Source organism: Mesorhizobium sp. M8A.F.Ca.ET.207.01.1.1, from assembly GCF_004794715.1.
Taxonomy (GTDB): domain Bacteria; phylum Pseudomonadota; class Alphaproteobacteria; order Rhizobiales; family Rhizobiaceae; genus Mesorhizobium.
In genome coordinates this window covers 19,532-45,189 of sequence record NZ_SRUS01000018.1, presented here as the reverse complement: position 1 = coordinate 45,189, position 25,658 = coordinate 19,532, and the positions used below count along the sequence as shown (strand labels likewise).

17 protein-coding genes and 12 pseudogenes are annotated in these 25,658 nt (G+C 60.6%); 12 read left to right on the top strand and 17 right to left on the bottom strand.

Annotation, left to right across the window (positions count from 1 at the left end; all coding sequences use genetic code 11):
- Together EN850_RS31955 and istB are read right to left on the bottom strand one after the other, a co-directional pair.
- A pseudogene (locus EN850_RS31955) lies at positions 1-285 on the bottom strand (hypothetical protein); the annotation flags it as partial.
- 257 nt (positions 286-542) lie between these two features.
- A complete protein-coding gene (istB, locus tag EN850_RS31950; protein WP_281033860.1) occupies positions 543-1,331 on the bottom strand; it encodes an IS21-like element helper ATPase IstB in 789 nt (262 codons plus the stop codon).
- Between the two features lie 167 nt (positions 1,332-1,498).
- Here istB and EN850_RS36600 point away from each other — a divergent pair, with 167 nt between their 5' ends.
- The 8 genes and pseudogenes from EN850_RS36600 to EN850_RS31920 all read left to right on the top strand — a co-directional run bounded on the left by EN850_RS36600 (position 1,499) and on the right by EN850_RS31920 (position 6,457).
- Positions 1,499-1,897 carry a hypothetical protein gene (locus EN850_RS36600; protein WP_127308891.1) on the top strand — a complete coding sequence of 133 codons (399 nt, stop codon included), beginning with the start codon at positions 1,499-1,501 and terminating at the stop codon, positions 1,895-1,897.
- Positions 1,898-1,932: 35 nt separating this feature from the next.
- Positions 1,933-2,770, top strand: a pseudogene (locus EN850_RS31940) (ISNCY family transposase); the annotation flags it as partial.
- On the top strand, positions 2,770-2,931 hold the full coding sequence (locus EN850_RS36595; RefSeq protein WP_164893201.1) for a hypothetical protein: 162 nt from the start codon (positions 2,770-2,772) through the stop codon (positions 2,929-2,931). The pseudogene EN850_RS31940 and the gene EN850_RS36595, both read left to right, overlap by 1 nt.
- A 94-nt stretch (positions 2,932-3,025) precedes the next feature.
- A pseudogene (tnpB, locus tag EN850_RS31935) lies at positions 3,026-3,142 on the top strand (IS66 family insertion sequence element accessory protein TnpB); the annotation flags it as partial.
- 143 nt (positions 3,143-3,285) lie between these two features.
- The gene (locus tag EN850_RS37955) at positions 3,286-3,612 is read left to right on the top strand and encodes a hypothetical protein (protein ID WP_245463781.1); all 327 of its coding nucleotides are present in this window, start codon (positions 3,286-3,288) and stop codon (positions 3,610-3,612) included.
- Positions 3,587-4,525, top strand: a complete 939-nt coding sequence (locus EN850_RS31930; RefSeq protein WP_245463782.1) for a site-specific integrase — start codon at positions 3,587-3,589, stop codon at positions 4,523-4,525. The genes EN850_RS37955 and EN850_RS31930 overlap by 26 nt, the downstream gene beginning before the upstream one ends.
- Entirely contained in the window at positions 4,522-5,454 is a 933-nt protein-coding gene (locus EN850_RS31925; protein WP_127308892.1) for a tyrosine-type recombinase/integrase, read from the top strand. The genes EN850_RS31930 and EN850_RS31925 overlap by 4 nt, the downstream gene beginning before the upstream one ends.
- Positions 5,438-6,457 carry a tyrosine-type recombinase/integrase gene (locus tag EN850_RS31920; RefSeq protein ID WP_245478108.1) on the top strand — a complete coding sequence of 340 codons (1,020 nt, stop codon included), beginning with the start codon at positions 5,438-5,440 and terminating at the stop codon, positions 6,455-6,457. Before EN850_RS31925 ends, EN850_RS31920 begins: the two co-directional genes overlap by 17 nt.
- A 459-nt stretch (positions 6,458-6,916) precedes the next feature.
- Here EN850_RS31920 and EN850_RS31915 read toward each other — a convergent pair.
- The 5 genes and pseudogenes from EN850_RS31915 to EN850_RS37945 all read right to left on the bottom strand — a co-directional run.
- A pseudogene (locus EN850_RS31915) lies at positions 6,917-8,114 on the bottom strand (IS91 family transposase).
- A gap of 12 nt (positions 8,115-8,126) precedes the next feature.
- Entirely contained in the window at positions 8,127-9,008 is an 882-nt protein-coding gene (locus EN850_RS31910) for a tyrosine-type recombinase/integrase (protein ID WP_127308893.1), read from the bottom strand.
- A gap of 245 nt (positions 9,009-9,253) precedes the next feature.
- Positions 9,254-10,133: pseudogene (locus tag EN850_RS37950) on the bottom strand (tyrosine-type recombinase/integrase); the annotation flags it as partial.
- A pseudogene (locus EN850_RS31900) lies at positions 10,130-11,054 on the bottom strand (tyrosine-type recombinase/integrase). The pseudogenes EN850_RS37950 and EN850_RS31900, both read right to left, overlap by 4 nt.
- Before the next feature lie 186 nt (positions 11,055-11,240).
- Positions 11,241-11,561 (bottom strand): annotated as a pseudogene (locus EN850_RS37945) (tyrosine-type recombinase/integrase); the annotation flags it as partial.
- Positions 11,562-12,333: 772 nt separating this feature from the next.
- On the opposite strand from EN850_RS37945, the pseudogene EN850_RS31890 reads away from it, so the two are divergent.
- From EN850_RS31890 to EN850_RS31880, 3 genes and pseudogenes are all read left to right on the top strand, one after another.
- Positions 12,334-12,477: pseudogene (locus EN850_RS31890) on the top strand (transposase domain-containing protein); the annotation flags it as partial.
- Between the two features lie 228 nt (positions 12,478-12,705).
- A complete protein-coding gene (locus EN850_RS31885) occupies positions 12,706-13,038 on the top strand; it encodes a hypothetical protein (RefSeq protein ID WP_127308894.1) in 333 nt (110 codons plus the stop codon).
- 320 nt (positions 13,039-13,358) lie between these two features.
- A complete protein-coding gene (locus EN850_RS31880) occupies positions 13,359-13,742 on the top strand; it encodes a hypothetical protein (protein ID WP_245478111.1) in 384 nt (127 codons plus the stop codon).
- A 258-nt stretch (positions 13,743-14,000) separates the two neighbouring features.
- Here the strand turns inward: EN850_RS31880 and EN850_RS31875 are convergent, their stop codons facing one another.
- The 9 genes and pseudogenes from EN850_RS31875 to EN850_RS31835 form a co-directional block, all read right to left on the bottom strand.
- The gene (locus tag EN850_RS31875; RefSeq protein ID WP_127308899.1) at positions 14,001-15,443 is read right to left on the bottom strand and encodes an amidase; all 1,443 of its coding nucleotides are present in this window, start codon (positions 15,441-15,443) and stop codon (positions 14,001-14,003) included.
- Positions 15,444-15,525: 82 nt separating this feature from the next.
- Complete coding sequence (locus tag EN850_RS31870) at positions 15,526-16,527, bottom strand: ABC transporter ATP-binding protein (RefSeq protein ID WP_127308895.1); 1,002 nt, start codon at positions 16,525-16,527, stop codon at positions 15,526-15,528.
- Positions 16,520-17,527 carry an ABC transporter ATP-binding protein gene (locus tag EN850_RS31865; protein WP_127308896.1) on the bottom strand — a complete coding sequence of 336 codons (1,008 nt, stop codon included), beginning with the start codon at positions 17,525-17,527 and terminating at the stop codon, positions 16,520-16,522. Before EN850_RS31865 ends, EN850_RS31870 begins: the two co-directional genes overlap by 8 nt.
- Positions 17,524-18,453: an ABC transporter permease gene (locus EN850_RS31860; RefSeq protein ID WP_127308897.1), complete on the bottom strand. Its 930-nt coding sequence runs from the start codon at positions 18,451-18,453 to the stop codon at positions 17,524-17,526. The genes EN850_RS31865 and EN850_RS31860 overlap by 4 nt, the downstream gene beginning before the upstream one ends.
- The gene (locus tag EN850_RS31855; protein WP_127308900.1) at positions 18,450-19,436 is read right to left on the bottom strand and encodes an ABC transporter permease; all 987 of its coding nucleotides are present in this window, start codon (positions 19,434-19,436) and stop codon (positions 18,450-18,452) included. Before EN850_RS31855 ends, EN850_RS31860 begins: the two co-directional genes overlap by 4 nt.
- 17 nt (positions 19,437-19,453) lie before the next feature.
- Positions 19,454-21,124 (bottom strand): ABC transporter substrate-binding protein, encoded by a 1,671-nt coding sequence (locus tag EN850_RS31850; protein WP_136092871.1) that lies wholly within the window; start codon positions 21,122-21,124, stop codon positions 19,454-19,456.
- Positions 21,125-21,526: 402 nt separating this feature from the next.
- The gene (locus tag EN850_RS31845) at positions 21,527-21,715 is read right to left on the bottom strand and encodes a hypothetical protein (RefSeq protein ID WP_127322461.1); all 189 of its coding nucleotides are present in this window, start codon (positions 21,713-21,715) and stop codon (positions 21,527-21,529) included.
- Positions 21,716-21,910: 195 nt separating this feature from the next.
- Positions 21,911-22,881, bottom strand: a pseudogene (locus tag EN850_RS31840) (IS110 family transposase).
- 24 nt (positions 22,882-22,905) lie between these two features.
- Positions 22,906-23,572 (bottom strand): annotated as a pseudogene (locus tag EN850_RS31835) (transposase); the annotation flags it as partial.
- A 150-nt stretch (positions 23,573-23,722) separates the two neighbouring features.
- Here EN850_RS31835 and EN850_RS31830 point away from each other — a divergent pair.
- Positions 23,723-23,814 (top strand): annotated as a pseudogene (locus tag EN850_RS31830) (IS5/IS1182 family transposase); the annotation flags it as partial.
- 398 nt (positions 23,815-24,212) lie between these two features.
- Here the strand turns inward: EN850_RS31830 and EN850_RS31825 are convergent.
- Positions 24,213-25,017 (bottom strand): annotated as a pseudogene (locus EN850_RS31825) (transposase); the annotation flags it as partial.
- Positions 25,018-25,658: the final 641 nt, after the last annotated feature.

Here is a 25,658-nt window from a genome sequence, read left to right as displayed (position 1 = left end):
GGTATCAACGGCCGCAGCCGTTTGGAACACAGCCGCTCCGATGCCTCCCACAAACACCACGAGCGCTTCGCGAACATCGCCGCCGTAGCGAAGGCTGTGCCTCTTGTTGCCAGGTATCTTCGACGCGTTGACGGAGCACTCGGTCGCATGCTTGCGATGATAACCGGTCACCGCGACGAACTCATCGAGGATGAGGCGCTTATCGCTTCGGCTCCCCGATCGATACCGCTCGACAATTGCTTCCACCAATTCCGACCGTGTCGCCATGCTGATCCGCCTTGCCATCCATCCTCCGAATCGGGATGACAACACCTGACCATCCCATCCGGAACAGCGACACTATTGGTAACATTTTGCTTGAGGCAATGCGCCCCTCGGCGACACTTAAAACTGCCCCCGCTTGGTTGATGGACTGTGGCTCGGTCCCGGAGTCCACAGGAGGGACCCGCGTAGCGGAGCGCCTCCGCGCGGCTGGCGGAGCGGAGCGCGGGAGGTACCTGTGGGCTCCCGGGTGCCGGCAAGCCGGGGCACAAATCTGTCGGCTATCGTGCGTCATGAGCCTTCTCCATGTTGAGGTTGGCTGAGTTGAAGATACCGGCACGGCGCTTCTCGCGCAGGCGGTAGCTGTCGCCGCGGATCGTGATGACATGGCTGTGATGGAGCAACCGGTCGAGGATGGCTGTGGCCACGACCGGATCGCCGAACACCTCGCCCCATTCGCCGACGGACCGGTTCGAGGTGATGAGCCGACTGCCGCGCTCGTAACGTCTGGAGACGAGCTGGAAGAACAGGTGCGCCGCGTTGGGGTCGAACGGCAAATACCCGAGTTCGTCGACGATCAGCAGCTTGGGCTTTGCATAGAACGCCAGGCGCTCTTCGAAGCGGCCCTCCTGATGCGCCTTGGCGAGGGCGGCAACCAAGGCCTGGGCGGCGACGAACAGCACCGAGTATCCTTCGCGGATGGCTTCGCGGCCTAGCGCAATGGCCAGATGCGTCTTGCCCACACCGGGTGGGCCGAGCAGCAGCAGCGTGTCGCCGTGCGCGATCCAGCGACAGACCGCCAGATCACGAATCTGCCCGGGATCGAGCGAGGGCTGGGCTGAGAAGTCGAAGCCGCTAAGATCGCGCACGGTGGGAAAGGGCGATCTTGCTGGCCATCTCGATCCGGCGCTCCTCCTTGCGAGCGACCTCGCGCTCGCAAAGGAAGGCCACGGCTTCCCGCACGGTGAGTTCCCGCCGCGCCACTTCGTCCAGAAGATTGTCGAGCTGGTACGGATCGCCGTTAGCTTGAGCCGTGTCAGCATCTCGATCAGCGCATCGTGGTCGACCATCACCAGCCTCCCCCGACCAGAAGTTCATATTCCCTCAGCGGACGCAAAAGCGCCGGATCCGGCGGACCGGACGGCAGTGCGGCCGGCTGCGCCAGCGCCGGAACCCTGGAGATCCCGGCGAAGTGAGCCGGTTCGTTCAGCCTCTGCCGGCGCCCGGCGCTCTCTGGATGGACGGCAACCTCCTTTCCCTCGTGCTGAATGCTGATGCGGCCGCCACAGACGACCACCCGGACCAGCTCGCCGAGCAGGTGCCAGGGCACACTGTAGGCATTCGTGTCGAGCTCGATGCAGCAATCGGATTGAACCCGCCGGGTCAGATCCCGGACCTGCCGGAATGGTGCACGCCCATCCAGCGGCCGCAGCGCCCTGGCTTCCGTGCGTCGGAACCGCTCGATCGGCAGTCGTTCAGCACAAGAATCGCAAACCTCGCACAAGACACGTCGCAAACGACGTCGTTAAACACGTGTCATAGGCCATCACGACGATGTCTGCGGCGCGGCAATCAAAGTGAGAGCGCGCATTGCCTCGTCGAAAATGTTCCTGAATGTTCAACCTGCCTCACATAAGTTGCTCCTACCGAGGGGTATGAGCAGGGGCGACGATGGGACGGCTGAGCCTGGCGACACGGAAAGAACTGACGACGGCGGTTTCAGAGCGCTATTTTGCTTCGACGCGAGCGGAGAAGGCGAGAATTTTGGATGAGTTCGTCGTCATCACCGGCTTTCACCGCATGCATGCGATGCGGCTGATACGACCCGTGAGGGGCCGGTTGTAGGCAGGCGAGCGCGGCCGCGGATTTATGATGAAGCGGAACGCAATGCGCTCATATTGCTCTGGGAGGCGTCGGACCGCGTCTGCGGCAAGCGGCTGAAGGCGTTGCTGCCCGTCCTTCTCAAGGCGATGGAACGGCACGGTCATTTCAACCTGGCGCCCGAAATCCGGGCAAATTGCTGGCGGTGAGCGCGGCCACGTTCGACAGGACGCTGGGACCGATCCGAGAAGGCTTGGGACGTCCTCGACGACGGCCCGCGGCGCACGCCCTGCGACGGAGCATTCCCATTAGAACGTCGGCGGATTGGGACGATCCAGCGCCAGGCTTCGTTGAGGCGGACCTCGTAGCTCATAGCGGCCCTTCGGCTCGCGGCAGCTTCATCCAAAACCCTCGTGCTCACCGACATTGCGACCGGCTGGACGGAATGTGCGCCGCTGCTGGTTCGCGAACAGACGCTGTTGAGCACGGTGCCACAGAATTGCGCAAGCAACTGCCCTTCGCGCTTCTCGGCCTGGATACGGACAACGACACCGCTTTCATGAACGAGAAGCTGAAGGCCTACTGCGACGCCGCCAACGTCGTCTTCACGCGCTGCCGCCCCTACCGCAAGAATGACCAGGCCTTTGTCGAGCAGAAGAATGACGCCGTGGGGCGTAGGATGGTCGGATGCCGCAGCAGGTCTTCGCCTGGCGCCGCGAAGCGCGCAAACAGGCCGCTTCGGTGCAGCAAGATTCTCTTGCCTTTGTGCCGGCGGTTTTGGCGGCGGCGGAACCTGTAGCCAGCCGTTCACCGAAGCAGCGGATCAAGCCACCCGAGATGCCGGCATGATCGAGCTTGAGATCGACGGCATCGCGATTCGCGTCGGCCGGGGCGCCGATACCAAGACGGTGGCCGCAGTGATCCGCGCGCTGAAGGCGACGTCGTGATCGGGCCGACGGGTGCGGTCAAGGTCATGGTGGCGACGAAGCCCGTCGACTTCCGCAAGGGTGCGGAGGGATTGGCGGCGCTGGTGCGAGAGACAATGGGGGCCGATCCGTTCTTATGCGTCGGGCGAGATTATGTGGCGGAGCCGCCCTGACGCCCGGCAAGGCCGGCCAAACCCCAGCTTGCCTCCGCCACATAATATTTCATGCCTCTCTCATGGGGCGGGATTCCCCTGTGCCACAACGCCGGAGGGGCAGAATGCTCGAGTTCTATTTTTCCTATTGTGGGGTGCTCAAGCGCCTGCGTAGCGGTGCACTCGGTGGCGAGATGGATCGCCTCGCGGAGCATTTTTTCGCCCTTGGTTACAAGCGAGCGTCCGCCAAGATTTACTTGAGCCGGATCGCGCGCTTTAGCCAGTTTGCCGCAACGCGCTGTGGTCGGATGCCGATCCATCAAGATGTCGTCGACAGCTATTTATGCACGTTTACTACAGATTCTCCACGCATTGGGGCAGCATCGGCGCTGGGACATGCACGGCGAGTGGCTCCGGAGCGCTTCATTGCTTCCGCTGCCCAGGGTAGATGATGATCCGGATACTCCGCTTCTGACCTCATTTTCCGACTATTTGCGCAAGGCGCGAGGACTTGAGCCGAAGACCCGCGAAGGCGTTCTACTGGGCGGCCGCCGCTTTCTGGATTGGTTCCGCCATCATCATCCCGGTCAAGACCTCGAGGCGTTGGCGGCCGAGCACGTGCTCGCTGCTGTCGAGCATCGGCTGTCCCTATCGGCGACCTCCGGCACCCGCACGGCAGCGACTTCTCACATCCGAACATTTCTTCGGTTTTTGTGTTGGGCTGGCCACCATGACCAGGATCTCGCCGCCGTCGTCCCAAGGACGCCTCATTGGCGTTTGGCGCATTTGCCACCGCGCCTTGCATGGGACGACGTTCGGCGCGCAATCGATGCGATCGGCGCAACGACGCCGGTCGACATCCGCGATCGAGCCGTCCTGCTGCTACTCGCCACCACCGGCATTCGCAACGGCGAGCTCCGCGCCATTCAGCTGCAGGATATCGACTGGCGAGCTGGCGAGATTTTTGTCCGGCGCACCAAGGGCAAGCGTGATCGCGTGGCGCCGCTGCTCGACGAGACCGGCGCCGCGCTCGCCGACTACATCCTGCGCGCGCGACCGAAGGTGGATAGTCCGTATCTGTTCCTGTCCTTCACGCCGCCCTTGGGACCGTTCAAGTGCGCGTCGCCTGTTTCGAGGATCGTACGGAAGCGGTTGCGGCATGGCGGGATTGAACTCGGGTGGGTCGGAGGTGCGCATCTTCTGCGCCACAGCCTTGCCACCCAGCTTGTCAGGCAGCGAAGGCCGATCAACGAGGTCGCCGATCTTCTCGGGCACCAGAGCATCAATACAACGGCGCTGTACGTAAAGGTCGCGACCTCGCAGCTCGCCGAGGTCGCACTCCCCTTTCCGGGAGGCGTCGCATGACCGCCTTTGCCCGATTCCTCGGCGAGAAGGCCGAGCGGTACATCGAGCTGCGCCACTCCCTCGGCTACGCCTTCAGCAAGCAAGCCGGCACGTTGCGGGCTTTCGTCCGCTACGTTGGGCGCGCTCAGCTCGATGCGCCCGCTACCCGGACGATGGCGCTGGACTTCGTCCTCTCGTTCGGCGGCGCCGCCAACAGCCGCGCAATTCGCCATGGCGTGCTCCGCCGGTTTTACGAGTATCTCGCCGTCTACGACGCCCGGACCGACGGCTTGGAGCGCAGAGCTTTCCCCAGATCCAGAGCGATTCCGCCTCCGCGTATTCTCAGCGAGGCTGAGTTGACGTCACTCATCGACGCATGCGCCCGCATTTCGCCTAGCATCCCTCTGCGAGGGCGGACGATGGCGACGCTGATCGGATTGTTGGCAAGTTCAGGGCTGCGATCGGGCGAAGTAGTCGGGCTTGATCGTTCCGACGTTGATCTCACCAACGGGGTTCTCCTCGTTCGGAAGATAAAGTTCCGCAAGGATCGTCTCGTTCCAGTTCACACGACAACCCAGTGTGCCCTTGGTTGCTATGCCCGTGAGCGCGACGCCGCTTTCCCCATATCCAAGGATCAGGCCTTCTTCCTCAGTTCCCGGGGCAACCGCCTCTCGGCGACCGGCCTGCAAAACGGCTTTGCCGAGGTCCGTAAACTCGCCGACTTTGATGGCGGCAAGCCGTTAAGGCCACACGATCTCAGGCATCGTTTCGCCGTGACCCGCCTCAGCCTCTGGCACCAACAGCGCGCAGACGTTCAGGCGCTATTGCCTTTGCTCGCCACATATCTCGGCCACGCCAGTTACAGCGACACGGCCTACTACCTCACGGGCTCGGCGGAGCTCCTCGCCATCGCGGCTGAGCGTGCCGCCCTCGATGGAGGCGCAGCATGAGCGAACACCTGCTCCTGGCGCGCTCCTGGAGTCCTATTTCCGCCGGCGCCTGACGAAGCAGCGCAATGCGACTCCCGCGACCGTGGCCAGCTATCGCGACGCCTTGCGCATGCTGATCCTCTTTGCCGCCGACCGGTTGCATAAGAAGCCGGCGGCGTTGGCGCTCGAAGATCTCGATCGAGACCTCGTTCTCGCTTTTCTCGACCAACTCGAGGAGAAGCGGAACAATTGCGTCGCGACGCGCAACGCCCGCTTGGCCGCGATCCGGTCTTTTTTCCACCACGTCGCTGCCGCCGACCCGGCGTCCTTCGGTGTCGCCCAACGCGTGCTGTCGATTCCCATTAAACGGGCACACATCGAGGTAACGCACCATCTCACCAAGGCCGAAGTGGATACCCTCATCGCGCCGCCCGATCCAAAGACGCCTCGTGGTCGGCGCGACCGAGCCTTTCTGCTCTTCCTGGCACGGACCGGCGCCCGGGTCTCGGAAGCCACCGGCGTCAACGCAAATGACCTTCAGTTGGAGCGCTCTCACCCGCAAGTGCTGCTGCGCGGCAAGGGGCGCAGAGACCGCGTCGTGCCCATTCCTAAGGACCTGGCGCGAGCGCTGACGACCTTGTTGGGCGAGCGCGGGATCACCCATCACGAGCCGCGACCGATATTCGTCGGCGCCCGCAACGAGCGCCTGACTCGCTTCGGAGCGACCCATATCGTGCGGCGTGCGGCGGCCGAGGCCGTGCCTATCAGGCCAGCCTTGGCCGACAAGCCCATATCGCCGCACATCTTCCGGCACTCCCTCGCCATGAAGCTTCTCCAGTCTGGCGTGGACCTTTTGACGATCCAAGCCTGGCTCGGGCACGCACAGGTCGCCACGACCCACCGCTATACCGCAGCGGATGTCGAGATGATGCGCAATGGACTCGAGAAGGCCGGCGTCAACGGCGATCACGGCGCGCGATTCCGACCGAATGACTCCGTTCTGCAACTGCTGAACTCCATCTGAATATTATGTGGCGGAGGCAAGCTGGGTTTGGCCGGCCCGAAAGCGGTCAGGGCGGCTCCGCCACATAATCTCGCACGACGCATAATGCAGAGCGTTTTTAGCTTGGCGTCGCGCAGAAAGGCGGGTGGCGAGAGCGCGCTGCGGTGGATCGCGACGGTGAGCTAAAAACGTGTTGGACTAAGCCGCGGGCAAGGGTGGCCGCTATGGGTTTTCAATTAGGGCCGCACCCATGAACAGGTATCGCATGACGGTGCGGATCCGGTCGCGGCCGCGGCAACTGAAGGCGTGGCATACGCCGAAAGCGGCACAGATATCGGTTCCGGCATGTGAGGATCGGCGCCGGCCCCTGCCTGGGAGAGGTTGCCGGTGATGACGGCGCACACTTTTGCAGGACCGGCTCAGTTTGGCTTCCGAGCCGGCCGGCGCGATTACTATGACAACGAAGGCGACGCCCCTGTTTCATGACGTATCCTGGTATTGCGGGCGTCCGGTGACGCCGTCGAATGTTTCGATGATGATCATCTGGCCTTGACGACAGGCGGGGCATTGCCTGAGGGAATGCCCGGTGAGGTCCTCGTAGCGGTCGCGATAGTCCTTTGCGGATCGGCTATCCGAGGGCTCGGGAACCGGCATGCCGAGCAGGTCGCGGCAGTGGGCGAGCTTTTGCGCACGATAGCGATTGCCGAGAAAGCCGTAGTAGCGGATGCGATGGAAGCCTTCGGGCAGGACGTGCAACAAGAAGCGGCGAATGAACTCATCGGCCGCGACGGCCATGACCTTCTGCCGACTGCCGTGCCGATAGTCCTTCCAGCGAAAGGCGACTTTGCCGTCCTCGATGGCGACGAGGCGATTGTTGGAAATGGCGACGCGGTGCGTATAGCGGCCGACGTAGTCGAGGACCTGTTCGGGTCCGGCGAAGGGCGGCTTGGCATAGATGACCCACTCGGCCTTTCGTAGCGGCGCCAAATAGCGCTGGAAGGCATTGCGCTCGCTCAAGGCCTGCAAGTCAGAGAAGAACTTCAACTGGCCGGCGTCGAAGGCTTTCTCCAGGTGCTGCAGAAACAATCGTCGGAACAGGCGCGAGAGCACGCGGACCGGCAGGAAGAAGCCGGGCTTGCAGGCGATCCATCGCGTGCGGTCCAGCGAGAACCCGCCACCCGGCACGACGCAGTGCAGGTGGGGGTGGTGCAGCAAATTTTGCCCCCAGGTGTGCAGCACGGCGAAGAAACCGATCTCGGCGCCGAGATGTCGGGGGTCGGCGGCGATCGTCCGCAACGTCTCCGCGGTAGCGCGAAAGAGCAGGCCGTAGGCGAGTGCCTTGTTCTGATACAATCGCGGCAATGGGCTCCGGCAGCGTGAAGACGACGTGAAAGTACGGGGTGTCGAGAAGCTCGGCGCGACGGTCCTCCAGCCATTGCGCGCGGGCCAGAGATTGGCAGCGGGGACAATGCCTGTCGCGGCAGCTGTTGAAGGCGATGCGCCTGTGGCCGCATTGATCACATGCTTCGACGTGCCCGCCGAGCGCGGCGGTCCGGCACAGTTCAATCGCCGTCATGACACGGCGCTGGGCGACCGACAGCGACGCATCATGCTGTGCGCGATAGGCTTCGCCGTAGTAGCGGAAGATATCCGCCACTTCCGGCCCCGAGCGGGCCATTGCCGTGACCGTTCAGAAGTATTGCGGCTTGGCAGGCGGCGGCATGGTGGGCGCCGGACGCGGCAAAAGCCCGAAGGGGCTCGACGTGGCGCAGACCTTGTTGGTGGCAATCCGCAGGTAATGGGCGGTGGTCGCAAGGCTCCTGTGACCGAGCAGCAGTTGAATGGTGCGCACGTCGGCACCGGCCTCCAGCAAATGGACGGCAAAGGCGTGCCGCAAGCCGTGTGGCGTGACCGGTTTGGACAATCCGGAAAGGTCATGCGCCTTCGCACAGGCTTGTCCCACCGCATCCCTGGTGATCGGTTGGCCGGCGCGATCGCCGGGGAAGAGCCACGCCTCTGGCCGACGCACCTTCCAATAGTTGCGCAGAATCTCCAGGAGCTTGGGCGACAGCATCACGTAGCGGTCCTTCTGGCCTTTGCCCTGCTCGACGAGAATGACCATTCTCTGGCTGTCGATGTTCGTGGGCTTCAGCTGTACCGCTTCCGAGATGCGCAGGCCGGCGGCATAGCAGGTAGTCAGGATGGCGTAATGTTTGATGTCGAGGACACAGCCGAGAAAACGCTGAACTTCCTCGGGACTGAGGACGATCGGCAGCCTCTGCGGCTTCTTGGGAAGCGGCAGGACCTCTTCAGGCACCCAGTCCCTCTCAAGTGTCACAGTGTAGAGAAAGCGCAGCGCCGCAATGGCGGTGTGGATCGAGCCGGGCGCCAGCTTCTTCTCGTTGGCCAGATAGACCTGATAGGTCCGAATGTCCTCGCGCCCGAGCAAGTCCGGTGACTTACAGAAGTATCGGGCGAACAGCGACACCTGTTGCAGATACGACAGCTGGGTGTTGAGCGCGAAGTTGCGCACCTGCATGTCCTCGCTCATGCGTTGGCGAAGTTGGGTCATGACAAACTCCTCCTTTGTCCGATGGAATGGGCTGCAAGCAGCCACTCCATGCTGACGCAGTCGGAGCTTGTTGTGGACACATGACCAGCGCGACAGACGACGCGATCAGGTCACGCCGGCGGCACACACCCTCCTTGCCGCTCCGCAATCGCGGAGCGGGTTAGTCCAGACCTGCTTATGCCGCGTGCGGCATAAGCAGGTTTCGATCAGCCAAGCGATCACCGCCCAATGCTCGGCGCTGCCGGATAGGTCAGCGTTGTTTCCATCGCCTCATGGCCCAGCCATAGGGCGATGACCGAACAATCGACGCCCGCCTGCAGCAGCTCCATTGCAGCGCTGTGCCTCAAAACATGTGGCGACACCCGCTTCGAGCGGAGGGTAACGCAGTGTTCGCGAGCCTTGGCGACATATTTGTTCAGCAGCGCCTGCACGCCGTCGGCGCTCAGCCTGCCGCCGTGCATGTTCGGAAAGAGAGCCGTTGCACCCCGTTTCCTGGGCTCGTTGAGCCAGCCCCGAAGGGCTTGCTGTGCAACCTTGGGGAGCGGCGTACTTCGCTCCTTGCGGCCCTTGCCAACGCATCGCACGTGGGCACCGTGCCCCAGCATCACCGAGTCCCGGTCGAGATCGATGATCTCCGACCCGCAACCCCGTTTGCGCGGCCAGCAACAGCAGAGTGTGATCACGCCGTCCCAGCCATGTGCTGCGATCCGGACAGGCCAGGATCGCTTCAATCTCGGGCCTGGTGAGAAACTGAAGCTGTCGCTTATCGCATCGCTTGCACGGGATCGCGAGCACGCGCTGAATCTGGGCGCTATGGGCCGGCTCCTCGAACGACGCATATCTAAAGAAAGACCAAATGGCCGTGAGGCGGAGGTTCCGGGTCCTCACTGAGGCGGATCGCAGTGTCTCGATGTCTTCCAGGAATGCGCCGATGAAAGGCGCGTCCAAATCCCGAAGTGTCAACTGCGACGGAGACCTGCCAAGGCGTGTCTGCGCGAATGCAAACAGGAGCCGGAAGGTGTCGCGATAGCAGGCAATGGTGTTGGAGCTTACGCCTCGATGTCGCATGAGCCGATCGGTGAACCATCGCTCGATCAGCACGGCCAGATCGTTCGAGGCACTCATGAGCGAACCTCCCACCGCTCATCCAGCAGTCGCGCGGCATGGGTCATTAGCTCCGGCGCGGCGGATAGATACCAGTAGGTGTCGCGAACATTGGCGTGGCCGAGAAAGGTCGAGAGGACCGGCAGTTCCCGCTCGACATCTTCGCCCGCACGATACCAATTGGTCAGGGCCTGGACTGCGAAACGGTGACGAAGATCGTGAATCCGCGGACCATCGCTCTGCCCCCGCTGCCACAGACCGATCTGTCGCGACAGCTGCCAGAACACCCGGTGCACGTATTGGTGCAGCAATCTGCCGCCCTGCTCGGCGACAAAGAAATAGGGGCTACGAGGCGCGACGAGATGCGCGTCGCGTCGCGCGGCATAGTCCGACAGCACGGCGACCGTCGTGGCATGGAGCGGGACCAGCCGCGACTTGCCGAACTTCGTCTCCCGAATGGTGAGGATACCTTGGTCGAGATCGACGTCGTCTCGGCGCAGGTCGAGCGCTTCGGAATGGCGTAGCCCGGCGACCGCTATCAATCCGAACAGACAATGATATGTCCAGCGACGCAGGGCGTTGGCCGGCGGCAGCGACAGTGCCGCCGCCAGAAGCGCCGTGATCTCAGCATCGTTATAGATGTAGGGCTTTGCACGCCGCGCCGGCGACACAGCGTCTTGAGGTGGCACTTCCGTTATGGGGTCGAAATGAGCGAGGTGCAGAGCGAAGCAGCGCACATCGGTTAGGCGGATGGACCAACTCGGTTGTCGGCCGATCAACGTCACCCACTTCATTGCCAGCGCCGTGGTGACGGTCTCGGCGCCGCGAGCCTCCATGAAGGTGACGAAATCCGACAACCGTCGAGCGGGGCCATGATACTTGTATTCCCAATCCCTGGCGCATGCCCACATAGCGCTCGAGCGCTGTTCGAAGACGGCTCATTGGACACCTCCCGGCCAGGGCAGGCTCAGTTCGCGCAGCTTCTCGATGTCGAGCTTGGCATAGATCCTTGTGCTGTCGATGCTCCGGTGACGAAGCAACTGGCCGATCTCGGCAAAGCTGGCCCACCGACCGCAGCAGGTCGGTCGCAAGGCTGTGGCGGAAGAGGTGCGCGCCGTGGTGCGCATAGCCGTGAATACCCGCCCGCTCTAGGGCCTCCTTCGCGATCATCGTGATGGCGCGGCCTGAGGCAAAGCCGACGTGCGGAGCAAGCATTCGCAGAAATAACCGGCGACACGGTGAAGCCGGCCGCCCATGCCGGATGTAGGCGACGATAGCTGCACCGACGTCGTGGCGTAGCGGCATCATCGCTTGCCGCCGTCCCTTGCCATGGACGAGGACACTGCCCGACTGCCAATCGATATCGTCAAGACTGAGCGCGGCAACCTCGCTGGCGCGCAAGCCCAGCTTGGCCAGCGCCATCAAAACCGCATAGTCGCGAAGCCCCATTGCCGTGGTCCGATCGCAGGCATCGAGAACCACCTGAACCTTCTGTGGTGGCAGGAAGGTTGGTAGGCCAGCAAGCCGCCAGCGACGGATCGACGGCACACAATCGGCGGAGCCATCAAGAGCATGTCGCTCGACATAACCGATGACGATCTCCGGGGTGAGCGCTGCAAACCCATCTGCGCCAGCCGGACAGACCTCCTGCAGAAATCGGCGTGAGAGCAGCTTGTGGCTTTCCACCGTCGAGGCGGCGAGCCCTCTCTCATTCGTGAGGTAAGCCGCGAACACATCAACAATCTGCTCGTACTCCGTGCGCTCAATCGGAAGGGCGGTTGGTATCAAACCTTCTTGCCGTAACGCGGCAAGCAAGCGCCGGAGCGCCGATCGGTCGCCCGAATCGATGCTCCAGTGTTTGGAACGGTGCTCAAGAAACCGCTCAACATGAACTTCGCTTAAATCCTGGAGATCGTGCCCGTTGCCGACATGCCAGTCTCTCAACTCACGAAATATGCTTAGCGATCGCCAGGTGCATTGCCGACCGAAGCCTTCGTCCGACAATCTGCCCGCATAAACGCGTGCAAACTCGCCATATGGCCCGTGGATCAGCTTCCGATAAAGTGCGCTGCGTTGCAGATACTCATTCGCGTTCATGTGTCCTCTCCTTCGCGCCAATCGCGACGGAGAGACCCTAATCTATGCCGATCCTGCAGCGGCTAAGTCATGAAAAACGTTGGCGGAAACGCGCCCGCTCGGCATAGTTCGGTGGTCGGCATAAACCTGCAAGCTGAACGACGTCGAGCCGCTCGGCTACCTCGCCGACGTGCTCACGAGGATCATCGACGGCCACTTGAACAGCCAGATCGACGATCTCCTGCCCTGGGCCTACATCACCCCTCCAGAGCTTAAGGCCGTAGCCTGAGAACACCGCTACGATGAAAGCACACGAGGCGGATAGTTAGTTGAAGCAGCCGGAAGCTATCACGCCGGGTTCAACCACGATAGGTTCTGGCATCAACTGGGTTGGCCAACGAGACACACCCACCAGGCGGGCTACAGTGATGGCGATCACACCTACGCCCTCGGCAGTGGCCAATGCGATTGCGTTGATGAAGCTTCGGATGTGCCCATTGAATGAGGCGGCGGCATAATGAGTGACCACAAGCACGGCATTTACGAGAACTGTGGATGCGATAAATGCACAGCGGCTCGCGGCGGCTCCGAATCGGCTGCCCTCTCGGAAGTGCCTGAAAGCACATACGTGCTTACGGTAGAAAAGATAAAGCCAGTCTGGGCTGCGCTCCTTGCAATGGCGGAAGACATCCGTAGCGGCCAAGACAACCTTTCTGAGGCGGACTGGCCCGCTGCTGATGCAGTTTTGGCGGATCTAACGCAGATCATGGAAGCTCGCCGCTTCCTGGAGCAGAAAGCGGCAGAAAATACGGGGCATCCATTTTGTCATTTTGTCCATGATGTCGGCTAGTTGCTGGTGGCTCCGCGACAGCGCTTACTCGGCTGAAGGTCTGGCGCAGCGAACAGGCGGACGCGTTGCTGTTTGCCCCCCTTGAACAAGGAGCCGCCGATCCTGGAGATCGCAAGGCCATACTGAGGCGCCGTGGGCGCTCGCGAAGGAGGCCGGGAGCAAAATGGATGAGGCAACGCTCGAATCTCGGGGAGCGTCGTTACGTGAGGCAATACGACCTCTTTCCAGATTGTCGCGCTATAATGTCAGGCAGGCGGTGACAATCGGGCGGTTACGATCGACTGGAAGCTGGTGACGACTTACCGGTCGAAGATCTCTCCGTGGCGGTCGAGAAGTTCGGCTGGTATGCCCTGCGCTGGAAGGCGGAGGTGTTCCACAAGGTCATGAAGTCCGGCTGCCGTGCTGAGGAGGCAAGGCTCGAGACCGCCGAGAGGCTGGCGAAGTTCCTCGCCCTCATCGCGGTGGTCAGCTGGCGCATATTCTTCGTCACGATGTCGGCGCGCGCCAAGCCAGACGCCGCGCCCGACAGCGTTCTCACCTTCGCCGAGATCACTACGCTCAACCCGATCGACGCGTCCCGAACGCGACCGCGCCTCCAACGGACCACTCTCGCCGCTTACCTGCTGCAAATCGCCATGCTTGGCGGCTATCTCGCCCGCAACCATGATCCGCCTCCGGGTATATGGTCGTCTGGCGTGGCATGACCCGGTTGCACGACATCGCTCTCAAGCCGACGATGTGGTTATTCGGAAGCTTCACCGGCGGCGTACGCCTGGTCCAGGGGTGATACGGCTCGGTCAGCCGGCGCTGAGGTTTTTGCGGTGCAGACGCGGTCGAAGATGGATCCAGAAGGTTTCGGCTGGAGCCGTGGCGGTTCTTGGGCAGGTTGGCGCGAAGGCCGTGCCATTGTTGGTGAGCACGATGTGGTCCTTTATAGAAAGACCTGCACGATAGACTGCAGATTAAGCCCGCGAAACCCCAGCTCGTACGTTTGGACGCCGGTCAATCCAAGGTCGGGCATCCTCTAGGTCTCGTGCCATACGGACCAGTGTTGCCTCATCCCCAAAACGGCCGACGATCTGAACGCCGATCGGCAGTCCATCAGTGCTTTGCGCCAGAGGCAAACTGACCGAAGGTTGACCAGTCACATTGAACACGCCGAGGTGGCCACCTTCTTGATACTCGGCTTGTATAAATTCTTCTACCGAGACGGTTTCATTGGTCAAGGTGTCGATCCCGCCATGCGGCCGGGCGACGGTCGACATTACCGGGGTCAAAAGTATATCGAAGGCATTGATTGCCTCGCCCACCTTGAGCCGCATTCCTCGGATGGCCTCATGTATCTCAGTTGAGATTGAGAGAGGCTGCTTCTGCCCTCGTTGATAAAGTTTAAGGTTAACCGGCTCTAGGGTGTCTGCGCTAATGGAGCGTCCCAAGGCGCGCGCCGCACTTTCGAGCCAACTTGCCCCCATATCTGACAACCCCAGCATTATCTTCGGCAATTCTTCGAATTCATATGGCGGGGGGATTTCTACTACCGAGTGTCCCATTTCTTCGAGCAGTGACGCGATCCCGTCGACCGCTTGTAGAACTTGAGGCTCGAGATCAACCGGGCCCCATTTTGTCCTGGCAAGCCCGACCCTCAGGTGCCCGGTGGAGTGTAAAAGTTCCTCAACGTAAGGGCGATTCGGCTGGACGATAACAAATGGGTCCCCAGGCTCGGGACCAGAAAAGACATCAAGCGCTGCTGCCATATCTCGCACAGTTCGACATAGGACAAAATGCCTAGATAGACCGAACCACCCGTCTTGACCATTCGGGCCACCAGAAATGCGACCGCGAGACGGATTCAGCCCAACAAGCCCGCACCAAGCCGCAGGTTGTCGAATGGATCCACCACCGTCGCTTGCATGCGCGATTGGTGTGATCCCAGCCGCCACTGCCGCCGCAGCACCTCCAGAAGAGCCGCTTGCTGAACGGTTCAAATCCCACGGATTGCAAGTAATCCCATTGACAATCGTTTCAGTCATACCGGACATACCAAGCTCCGGCGTTGCTGTTCTTCCGATTGTTCGAAGTCCAGCATCCCGGGCGCGCCGAAAGTAAAAGCTGTCGGTTTTGGAACGGCAACCTTTGAACAGCCGACTTCCCATTTCCTGGAGACGTCCAGCTTCGCTGGCTCCAATATCTTTGCGAAGGAAAGGCACACCGTTCAGAAGCCCGGAAGCTGGGCCTGAAATTGTCTCGGCGTCTTCATAGAATTCGATTACAGCGTTGACGCGTGGATTCACATCGTCGTAAGCCTGCCGCGCCAAACCCGTCAGTTCCAAAGCGGTGACCTCCCCTTGATTGACCAGAGCTGCCAAACCGGTAGCGTCGAATTCTGTATACTCATTTAATTTCATTAATGCAGCCTCGGGTTGATTGTTAAACATTACGTCTAACGACGGCATTCAAATCAACGTGGGTATGTCTTGCTGGACGGAGTTATGTCGCCAGCCAACATGCAGCGGTGTGGTTCGCGGCCACCTCGATGGCCGGCGGCTCCTCCTCCTTGCAGCGGTGGAAGGCAACCGGGCAGCGAGGATGGAAACGACAGCCCTTGGGCACGCGTGCGGCGCTTGGAACCTCTCCTTGCAACGCCGGCAGACCGACGCGACTAGCGTCGCTGCGAATTTGCGGCGTCGCGTTGCGCAGTGCGACCGTATAAGGGTGGTGTGGATTGAATGTGATCTCGTCGGCGCTGCCGATCTCGACCAATTTTCCAAGATACAAAACGGCAATCCTGTCGGCGATCAACCACGCAAGCGGAAGATCGTGGGTGATGAACAGCAACGCCATGTTGTGCTTTGCGCGCAAGTCGACCAAGACCTGAAGAATCTGTGCGCGTATAGAAACATCGAGCATTGACACAGGTTCGTCGGCGACGATGAGCTTCGGTTTCACGGCAAGCGCTCCGGCAATCACCACCCGCTGGCGCTGGCCACCAGACAGCTCGTGCGGGAAACGGGAAAAGAAATCACCAGGAGGATTGAGCCCGGCGGCTGCAAGCGCCTCGCTCACACGATCTGCAAGCTGCTTCCCGCCCTCGACCAGTTGCAGTGACCGCAATGGCTCTGCCACAATCTCGAACACGGTGTGGCGCGGATTGAGCGCCTGATAAGCGTCCTGGAAGATCATCTGCACGCGGTGCCGGTAAGGACGCAGGGCCGAAGAGCCGCGCACTGAGCTCATGTCCTCGTCCTCGAACAACAACCTGCCGCTTGTTGGCTGTGCAAGCTTGGTGATTGCGCGGCCTACCGTCGTTTTACCGCTTCCCGACTCTCCGACCAAGGCGACGATCTCGCCCCGTCTGATGTTGAGATCGATCCCGTCCACCGCGCGGACGGCGCGGGGAGGTCGGCCCAAGACGCGGTCGAACAGCCCACCCTGTATGGGAAAGTGAACTTGCAGGCCCTCGAGACGCAGGAAGTTGGCGTTGTCAGGCATGAGCAGCGACCTTGTCTTCTTGCAAGAACCGGTGAAGGTGACAGGCGACGCGTCCCCGCCCGACTCCAGTGAGGCTAGGTACTTCTGTCTGGCATACCCCCATGGCCGAAGGGCAACGTGGATGGAAGGCGCACCCCGACGGCCGATTCACCAGACTGGGGGGATCACCGGGTATATGCCGGATCACCTTTTTGCCGCTCGCCGGGTTCGGGATCGAGTCGATCAGCAATCGCGTGTACGGGTGCTTAGGCTTGCCGAAGATCTCAGCGACAGTGCCGTCCTCGACGAGGCGGCCGGAATACATGATCATCACCCGATCACAAGCCTCAGCCACCACAGAAAGATCGTGAGTGATTAAAATGAGAGCAAGGTTAAGCTGCGATCGCAAGTCACCCAGCAGTTTGAGAATCTGAGCCTGGGTAATGACGTCGAGCGCCGTGGTCGGCTCATCACCAATGACGATCGAGGGGCGACATGCCAGCGCCATGGCAATCATCACCCTTTGTCGCATACCGCCCGACAACTCGTGGGGATAGGCAGCGCCGCGATCTGCCGGAATGCCGACGAGTTCGAGCAGTTCTCTTGCCCGCGCGGTTGCCTCGACACGCGACATGCCAAGCTTCAGCACACACGGCTCGGCTATCTGCTTGATGATGCGGTGAACAGGATTAAGCGCATTCATCGCGCCCTGGAAGACAACGGACGTTTCACTCCAGCGATGTGGCCGCATCGCCGCATCGTCATCGATCGGCAGTCGCTTACCGCGATATCGTACCTCACCCCCGCTGACCCGCGCGTTGGGTGAAAGCAGACCCGCGATCGCCATTGCAGTCGTAGTCTTCCCGCTGCCCGATTCACCGACGAGGCCAACCGCCTCTCCGGCCCGGAGCGCGAAGCTCACGCGGTCGATCGCACGCGATGAAACGCCCTTGAGCCCATAATCGACAGAGAGCCTGTCGACCTCCAGAAGCGGTGCGTTGTCCTGGGACGAGTTTATCATGGGATCACCCTGCGTCGTGGGTTAAAGGTGTCGTCGAGGGCATTGCCGATCAGGACGAAGCTAAGCGAAACCGTAAGGACGCATACTCCTGGGCTGAGGTCCCACCAGGCTCCTGCACTGGCAGCACCGGCGCGTTGAGCGAGCGCAAGCAAAGTGCCCCATGAAGGCTGCAAAGGGTCGCCAAGTCCAAGGAACGAGAGCGATGTCTCAACATAGATTGCGCCTGCGACAACTAGAGCGCCATTGGCCGTGATTTGCGGCACGAGGTTGGGCAGGATGTGCTTTACCATGATGACGATATTGCTGCTGCCCACAACCCGCGCGCGATCTACGAATGTTCGCTCCTTAAGCGACAGCGTTTGGCTGCGAACGATCCGCGCAACAAAAGCCCAGCTCGTCATTCCGATAACGACAATAATCACAAAAAGAGAAGGACGGAACCCGAAGATATCTCCACCGCGCCCCCAAACTTCAAGGATTACTGGCGTGATGACCAGCGCCAGCACGAAGGAGGGCATGACAAAAAAGAAATCCGTCAAGCGCATCAGCCAGACGTCAACCCTTCCACCGTAATAGCCCGCGCTGATACCAACAGTGGTGCCGAAGACAAGGCTTATCACGGTCGCCAGCACCGCGATCGTCAGCGATATCCGGGCACCATGGACAACCAGATTGAGCACGTCTCGCCCCACATCATCGGTGCCCAGCAGATGCTGGCTTGATGGTGGCGCGAGGAAATCGCCCGTAGCGTTGATTGCAGTTTGGAGCGGTCCTACAAGGATATTTGGGACGGCAGCCAGCACAAGAAAGAAGACTAAACATAGGACGCCAGCCTGAGCACCGCCCCGGCCAAGAAATTGACGCAGAAAGCTTTTTATCGCTCGCGCTCGGCCTCGCGGGGGATACCGAACTGTTCCTTCGCTCATTGCCGGACTCGCGGATCAAGAAAGCCGTAGGCCAGGTCGGCTACAAGGTTTGCGACAACAATCGACGCACCAAGCAACAGAAATATGCCTTGAAGGACAGGGTAGTCCCGTGCATTCAGCGCTTCCACTGTCAGCCCTCCGATACCCGGCCAGGCGAATACGGCTTCGATGGTGATGGCCCCGGCGACTACGTAGCCAAGATTAAGAGCAATCAGCGTTACGACGGGCAACATTGCGTTGCGAAATGCATGACGCATTAGCATCTGACGGTTGGTCAGCCCTTTGGCCCGCGCAGTTACCATATAATCTTCTGTGACTACGTCACTCATCGCTGCACGTGCGACCACGACGTATTGGCCGATCAGCCCAAGTGCCACCGCGGTAACCGGAAGCGTGAGATGCAGCAGATAGTCGAGGAACGAACCAAGGGAGCCCGTGATCGCGCCGGGCGAGTATGCACCGTAGCCGGGAAACCAACCCAATGCCGTGCTGAAGACTACCACCAGGAGCATGCCGAGCCAGAACGAGGGTGTCGAATAGAGCGCCAGAGAGGTTGCCGTGGCGATATGATCGACGGCACCTCCTCTGCGCCACCCTGCATATAGGCCAAGCATGACACCCCATGGGATGGCGATTAATTGGGCTAGACCTACAAGGGCAATGGTGGCCGGCAAACGCTCCAAGATTAGGTCAGCGACATGTCTGCCCCTGAACTTGAAGCTGTAGCCTAAATCGCCCTGAATAGTTGCCGACAAGTAGTCGATAACCTGGTCCGGGAATAGCGGCCGATCGAGGCCCCAGTTCTGGCGCAGCGCCTGCATTTGCTCGGCTGTCACGCTGCTGCGTGCTCCGCCGAGCAGAAGCTTGGCTGGGTCGCCCGGAATGATCCTGAACAAAACGAAGTTCAGGACTCCCACCATCAGAAGTGTCACAATCGCCCTAATGACGATGCGCACGATGCGCCGGCTCCTTGGCCCTCCCATTGCGAAGGCACTAGACATCAGACCGGCCTCAGACGATCGAACGGGAAATAGCCCCACATTGATACGGCATCCTCTGTCCCCCAACCTTGGATGCAGTCCGTTCGATGCGCGTCGAGCAGAAAAGGGTAACACAGCATGATGTAGGGCGCTTGTGTGTAGATGAGACGCGTCGCCTCGTCGACCAGCTGCTTGCTTTTCGCGAGGTCAACCGTGACGTCCGCTTCTGAAAGAAGTGAGTCAAACTTGTCATTTCTCCAATAAGAGGTGTTGTTTGTCCCAATGCCCTTGCTGTTACCCAAGTTGAGGATGTCGTGTGGGGTGGGCGACAGCCAAGTCGAAGAGACCAACAGGTCCCAGCCTCCACCGCCATTGGCCGGTGCTGCTGTGCGGGCGCCCAGCGCGCCGGTTTCAAGCTGCGTCACTGACACCGGAATGCCAATTTGCCCCAACCAACCAGCAACGAGTTGCACCGCCGCGATCGGAATCTCGAGGCCGCCCCCGGATGCTCCGGTGATCAGCTCAAGTTGAAGGCTGTTTCCCTCCTCGTCCTCCCGAAGTCCGTCGCCGTTTGTGTCGAGATAACCGGCGGCATCAAGCCGGCGAGCAGCCTCAGCAAGGTCAAAGCGGCGCCTTATGTCGCTCAACTCTGAATAGTAATCGGTCGCCGCCGGCATGACCACCCCCACGCCCGGGTCGGCATGCCCACGAAAGGCGCGATCGACGATGGTCTTCTGATCGATCGCGTACCCAATGGCATCGCGAAACGCCGTATCTTGCAGGGCCTTCGTGCTGCCTGCCCCCTCCCCGGACGCAGTGTTGAAGGCCAGATAGTTCCGTTGTTCGACCCGCGATTGGCCGACCCTAATGTCGGAATGGTTGGAGAGATCCTCCCACTGAGCAGATGTGATGCCATAACCGTAGTCAAGGTTGCCACTTTTTAGACCTTGGGCGATGGGATCTACTGTATTGAACAGGTTCAAAATCATGCCTGCCATGGGCGGCTGTCCCATGCGAAAATACTTGTTCGACGCCAAGCGGACAAATTGACCCGGCTGAAACTCTGAAACAATCATGGGGCCTGTGCCCACCAGCGGAGGATCATTGCGAAAGGTGTTACGCGCGTCGGCGTGGCTAATCTTCGCCCAAATGTGCTCGGGAACAATCAGAACTGCATTATTGACTGGCCATCGCGTTGGAAGCTTGGTCACAATTTGGAGGGTTTCATCATCAATAGCCCTAATGGACTCGACGTTTTCCAACCCAGCAGCATTATTCCACCCAACATTCAGCTCGTTTGGGGTGCCGATAGACTCGCGCAAATAGTTATAGGTGAATGCAGCGTCTCTGGCTGTGGCGGGTTGGCCGTCTGACCACCTCATGCCCGGCCAGATTTTAAACGTCCATGTCAGATTGTCATGCGCAACCGACCATTCCTTGGCAAAGCCTCTCCGATCACGATGGCGTTGCGCATCCATGCCAACGAGAGGGTCATAGGTGAATGCAGTCGGCCAAAAGGACGACCAAGTAGCGAATGGATTCATTGTGTCGGCAGCCCAAATTGCTGCCATGCGCACGATCTGATCACCACATGACGATGCAAGGGCCACAGAGCTCGCGAGCAAGGGGGCCGCCGATCCGAGAAGCATCGCCTTGATTAAGAGGCGGCGGTTGACTGGCAACATATTCATTTACATCCCTCCCTTAAGAATATTGTTCTCCTTGTCTTGCCGTCGCGAATACGGCCGCACTAGGCGTCAACTGAACACCCGGACTTCGACGATTCTTGACTGCCAAGATTGAGGTTCAAAGCCGCGCAACGACGCTTGCGGCGGCTGTGCCCGCTCATTCCAAAGCTCCACCTAGGCACTCGTGGATCTCTGGTCCGCCAAGCGATCCCCTCCAGGGCGGCGAACTTTGCATCGCGGGTTGCTTTTTCTCCCAAGTATTCACGCTCCCGCCAGAACTTAAACTTGCATCGGGATATTTATGGATCAAATGCCTCAGCTTCTTGAAACGCATCGACCAAAATTTGCTACTATTTGATGCTAACGTTCTGCATTCGAACGGCTCTCCCGAGCAAAGTGCGTGTTTCAGAAATCGCGGACACGACTAGGCCGTGAACTCATAAGTGCGGAATGAAACCACGACAGGTGGTTTGCAGACCTTTGGACTTCGGCCATCATCGAACGCATGCCCATTTTATAGCGCGACATATGTGGAACGGCCACGCGGGCAAGCGCTTTTTCAGACATGTCATCCAGCGGGATAGGTGCGGTCATATGTCCGACCTTTCAGCGCGGTCTAAGACCGCTGGCCTCGATGAAATTCGCGATGCCAGGGGCTGATCAATCTGACGCGCTGTAGGCGCATTGTCGCGCCGGCCTCTCTCGCCTCGCCCGTGGGTCATCGTCTAATTTTGCACCTCGCCTCTGTCCGGCGTCGCGCCGGCCAATCCGTCCTGGTCGTCGTTCGGCTCAGGCGCGTGGTGCGCCGCTTGCCGCACCAGCATTTCGATATGTCCCGCCCTTGGTGAGCAGCGCCCAGATAATCCTCGCCATCTTGTTGGCGAGCGCGATCGCGATGACCTTGAAAGGCTGCCGCGCTTAAAGGGCGACGAGCCATCGCGGCGCTTTGTCGTTGCCCTTAACGCCGCAAGACCGACGTCGCGCCACAAACAAGCAGCGAGCGGAGCGTCGGGTTGCCCATTTCGATATGCCGCCGAGCCGCTCCTTGCCGCCGCTCGAATGGGGTTTTGGCGTCAGTCCCAGCCAGGCGGCGAAGTGACGACCGGATTTGAACCCGTCGGGATCCGGGATCAGCGCTTTGACGGAAGCCGCGGTGATCGCTCCGACGCCCGGAATTGTGGTCAGCCGTCGCATGTCCTCGTCGCGCTTCGCCTCGCCGACTCCCTCATTCGAGCTTGTCGATTTGACGCGTCAGCGCCTCGACCTGACCGGCGATTTCAGCCAGAGCCAAACGAGCGGCTTTTGGCAGGCAAACGTCCGCCTCGTCGCGGACGATCTCGATCAACGCAGCCACTTTAGCCGTGCCGAGGGCGGCAACTTCGACAAATGCCCGCGAAGCGCGTTGATCGCCTGAGTTTGCTGGCGGATCAAAAGGGCGCGCGTCCTCAGCACCATGGCCGCCGCCTGTTGATCAGCCGATTTGATCGGAACGAAACGCATGGTCTTGCGGGTGACGGCTTCGCTGATCGCTTCGGCGTCGGCGGCGTCCGTCTTGCCCCGTTTCACAAAAGGCTTCACACAATCGGCGGGATTAAACGCACGTCGTGACCGAGCGCCGCAATCTGGTGCGCCCAATAATGCGAACCGCCGCACGCCTCCAAACCAACCAGACACGGCGGAAGCTTTTCGAAAATCTGGGGAGAGAGGTCGTATTGCCTCACCCTGGATTGTTCCCGAACGATTTTCCGTTGCCTCACCATAATTTCCCCAGGGCCGGGTTGGGATCAATTCGCCATCGGCTCGATTGGCGGCTCGACGTGCATTGGCCCAAACACCATCGCGTGCGCCTTTTCCTTCCGCCAGATCTTCAAACGGCGCTGCAGCGTGCGCAGAAGTTGATCAGGATATTGCCCCGGCTGCTCCTCCTGCAGGCGCACCAGTAATTCGCGGCTCGTCCGCCAGGGCTCTTCGTCGAACCACGCGCGCAGCCGGCCCGTGACCTTCAGCAGCGGATCCGGTCGCCGACGACCCCGCTTTTGCTTCGGCTTGGCTCTTGCGGCTGGGCGGATTTCCCCCAGTTCCAGGCCGTCCGCAGGCCCGACAGGAACTGATCCAGCGCCAGATCGCTCACCACCAGCGCCGGCGTGCAAGATCCATCAGCAATGTCGACGAGGTGCTGCTGCGCCGATCGCATCTCTCGCAGCAGCTTTACCGGATCCAGCCGCCCCTGTGTTTGCGCCAGCATGGCCCGAACCGGTTCAGCCGTGAGTGGATGTGCCGCAGTCGCTGGCATGGTGTTGCCGCCGGGTGATAGCGCTTGCGCACGCGGGCGCCGTCCCGTTCTTTTCCCGCCAGCTTGAAGGAGGGCTGGAAGAAGTTCACGAACAGCCGCGCCGTTGCGTAGAGTTGTGCCAGAGTCGCAGCGGCTTCAAGCCCCTCCAGCCGGCGATAGTGCGGATTTCGCAAAAGCCGGACAAGAGTTCCTTTAATTCCCGGACAGCAGTGGAGTGCACCCCTCGACTGAGGCAAATAGATAGGGGACAGTTTCTGAATTACAGGAACTGTAAATGGTTGGAAGAAAGCCGAGATTTATTGAACAAGTTCTGGGTACTGCGGTCCGGTGCGCCTTGGCGGGACCTCCCCGAGCGATACGGCCCTACAACGGCTTTGTCCGATGGCGGAAAGCAGGTGTGTGGGACCGCCTCATGATCGAAATTGCTAAAGCGCATGACGGCCGGGCGCAGATGATCGACACCTCCATCGTTCGCGTCCATAAGCAGGGCGCGACAGCAAAAGGGGGGATCGAGATCATAGTCTCGGTCGCTCGCGAGGTGGGCTCACATCAAGCATCTGGCTGTGTGGTAATGAGTCTACGTCCTAGGTCGCAACCTATCGGGGCAGCCTGCGGCTGCATACGCGCTCCGCCAGCGCTTGCGAGTTCGGAAGGCATGAAGCCGATATCGACCGATGCCGATGGGCGGCGCATGGGCCGCGTAACGCAGTCGGTGTGACGCGCCTCCTCGGAAGTGCTCTAGCCGCTTCTGGATATCTGCGGGGTTCACGCTGCTGCCTGATTGCCGACCCGGACGGCCTCGTCGAGCGCTCTCCACAAACCGAGCGCGCCATCGCCGACGGCAATATCGGGCGCGGATCTTCAGGCCACGCCGCTTCACGTCGACCAGCAACTCGCGCCAGCTCTGCGCGCTCTCGCGAACGCCGGTCTGGAAACCGACGAGTTCTTTCCTGCCCTCGGGCGTGGCGCCGATCAGGACCAGCATGCATTCGGCTTGGTCTTCCATGCGGCCTGCAGGTAAACCCCGTCCGCCACACATAGACGTAGCGCCGCGCCGAAAGATCGCGCTTTTGCCAACGCTCGTAGTCGGCGTTCCACTCCGCCGTCAGCCGAGTGATCACCGAGGGTGAAGGTTCCGCGCGTCCTTGCCCATAAGCGCGCTCAGCGCTTCCTGGAAATCCCCTGTCGAAACGCCGCGCAGGTAGAGAACGGGAAGCAGCGCATCCAGACTCCGCGTCCGACGCGCCCATTTCGGCAGAATCAATGAGGAGAACCGGACCCGATCACCTTGCCATTCGCGCCGCGATCCCGGATCTTCACCCGCCTGACTGGCACCGGCCCGATGCCCGTCTGGATGGCTCCGTTCCGGGCCGTGACCATGCCGGACAATCCGGTCACGGCCATCGGCAAGCTTGAGATCCCGCATCTCGGCAAGAAACGTCTCGGCCTCGATCTCGATCGCCTGCGCCAGCAATTTGCGCGCCCCGGTGCGAAGCACATCGATCAGTGGATCATCAAACTCGTCAGGCTGACGAAGGAGAACAATGTTGATAGTCTCGTTCATGGCGTATCGCTCTCCTCGAGAGGTTCTGGCAGGCTTCATCACCCGCCTCGTACGCCGCTCTCCTCAAAACGTTATCACCCAGTTTCCGCCATAGCTCTAGGCTCAATACTGGCTGTACGTGCAGATCACGGTAAAAACGCGTCTTGATGGACCGTTAGCCAGCCGGAGGCTGCCCATCTGCTGGATGCAGTCCGCCCCCCGGGGAACACGCCATCCCACATCTCTAACTCAGAATTATCAACCTCATCGGGGGATTAACATGCGTATCGTTCGACGGAATGATTGGGCATAATCTGCGGCATTAAAAATCAGGGTGCTGAAAAGGCGGGGAATTTGCGCCATGTCGGCACCGATCTTGCCTCCAGGAGGAAGTTGACCGGTCAATTCCGATGGTTGTTGCCCTGCCGAAAAAGCCGCCAATCTTGAAGTAGCCTGCTACACTCCCGCTTCGAGCGCAGCATCTCCGCTACTCAGCCCTGCGTCGATTGTCCACCAGATCTAATTACATCATGCGCCGCCACATGAGCCACCCTCCAGACCGTGCCGATCGCCGCCTTCGATCGGTTGCAACAGATCCTTCAACTTAATTTACAGACTTTTTGCGACCGCAGTGAACTGAAAAGGGTATGTTCACCGCATTGTTCAAGGCCCGCACGGCCAAGAGCTGCGCCGAATTATCC

Bases quoted from the DNA above. Each gene is read 5' to 3' on its own strand.
- istB (WP_281033860.1), bottom strand. From the start codon at position 1,331: ATGGTCGACCACGATGCGCTGATCGAGATGCTGACACGGCTCAAGCTA.
- EN850_RS36600 (WP_127308891.1), top strand. From the start codon at position 1,499: ATGGACGGCAACCTCCTTTCCCTCGTGCTGAATGCTGATGCGGCCGCC.
- EN850_RS36595 (WP_164893201.1), top strand. From the start codon at position 2,770: ATGCCGCAGCAGGTCTTCGCCTGGCGCCGCGAAGCGCGCAAACAGGCC.
- EN850_RS37955 (WP_245463781.1), top strand. From the start codon at position 3,286: ATGCTCGAGTTCTATTTTTCCTATTGTGGGGTGCTCAAGCGCCTGCGT.
- EN850_RS31925 (WP_127308892.1), top strand. From the start codon at position 4,522: ATGACCGCCTTTGCCCGATTCCTCGGCGAGAAGGCCGAGCGGTACATC.
- EN850_RS31920 (WP_245478108.1), top strand. From the start codon at position 5,438: ATGGAGGCGCAGCATGAGCGAACACCTGCTCCTGGCGCGCTCCTGGAG.
- EN850_RS31910 (WP_127308893.1), bottom strand. From the start codon at position 9,008: ATGACCCAACTTCGCCAACGCATGAGCGAGGACATGCAGGTGCGCAAC.
- EN850_RS31885 (WP_127308894.1), top strand. From the start codon at position 12,706: ATGAGTGACCACAAGCACGGCATTTACGAGAACTGTGGATGCGATAAA.
- EN850_RS31875 (WP_127308899.1), bottom strand. From the start codon at position 15,443: ATGAAATTAAATGAGTATACAGAATTCGACGCTACCGGTTTGGCAGCT.
- EN850_RS31870 (WP_127308895.1), bottom strand. From the start codon at position 16,527: ATGCCTGACAACGCCAACTTCCTGCGTCTCGAGGGCCTGCAAGTTCAC.
- EN850_RS31865 (WP_127308896.1), bottom strand. From the start codon at position 17,527: ATGATAAACTCGTCCCAGGACAACGCACCGCTTCTGGAGGTCGACAGG.
- EN850_RS31860 (WP_127308897.1), bottom strand. From the start codon at position 18,453: ATGAGCGAAGGAACAGTTCGGTATCCCCCGCGAGGCCGAGCGCGAGCG.
- EN850_RS31855 (WP_127308900.1), bottom strand. From the start codon at position 19,436: ATGGGAGGGCCAAGGAGCCGGCGCATCGTGCGCATCGTCATTAGGGCG.
- EN850_RS31850 (WP_136092871.1), bottom strand. From the start codon at position 21,124: ATGAATATGTTGCCAGTCAACCGCCGCCTCTTAATCAAGGCGATGCTT.
- EN850_RS31845 (WP_127322461.1), bottom strand. From the start codon at position 21,715: ATGACCGCACCTATCCCGCTGGATGACATGTCTGAAAAAGCGCTTGCC.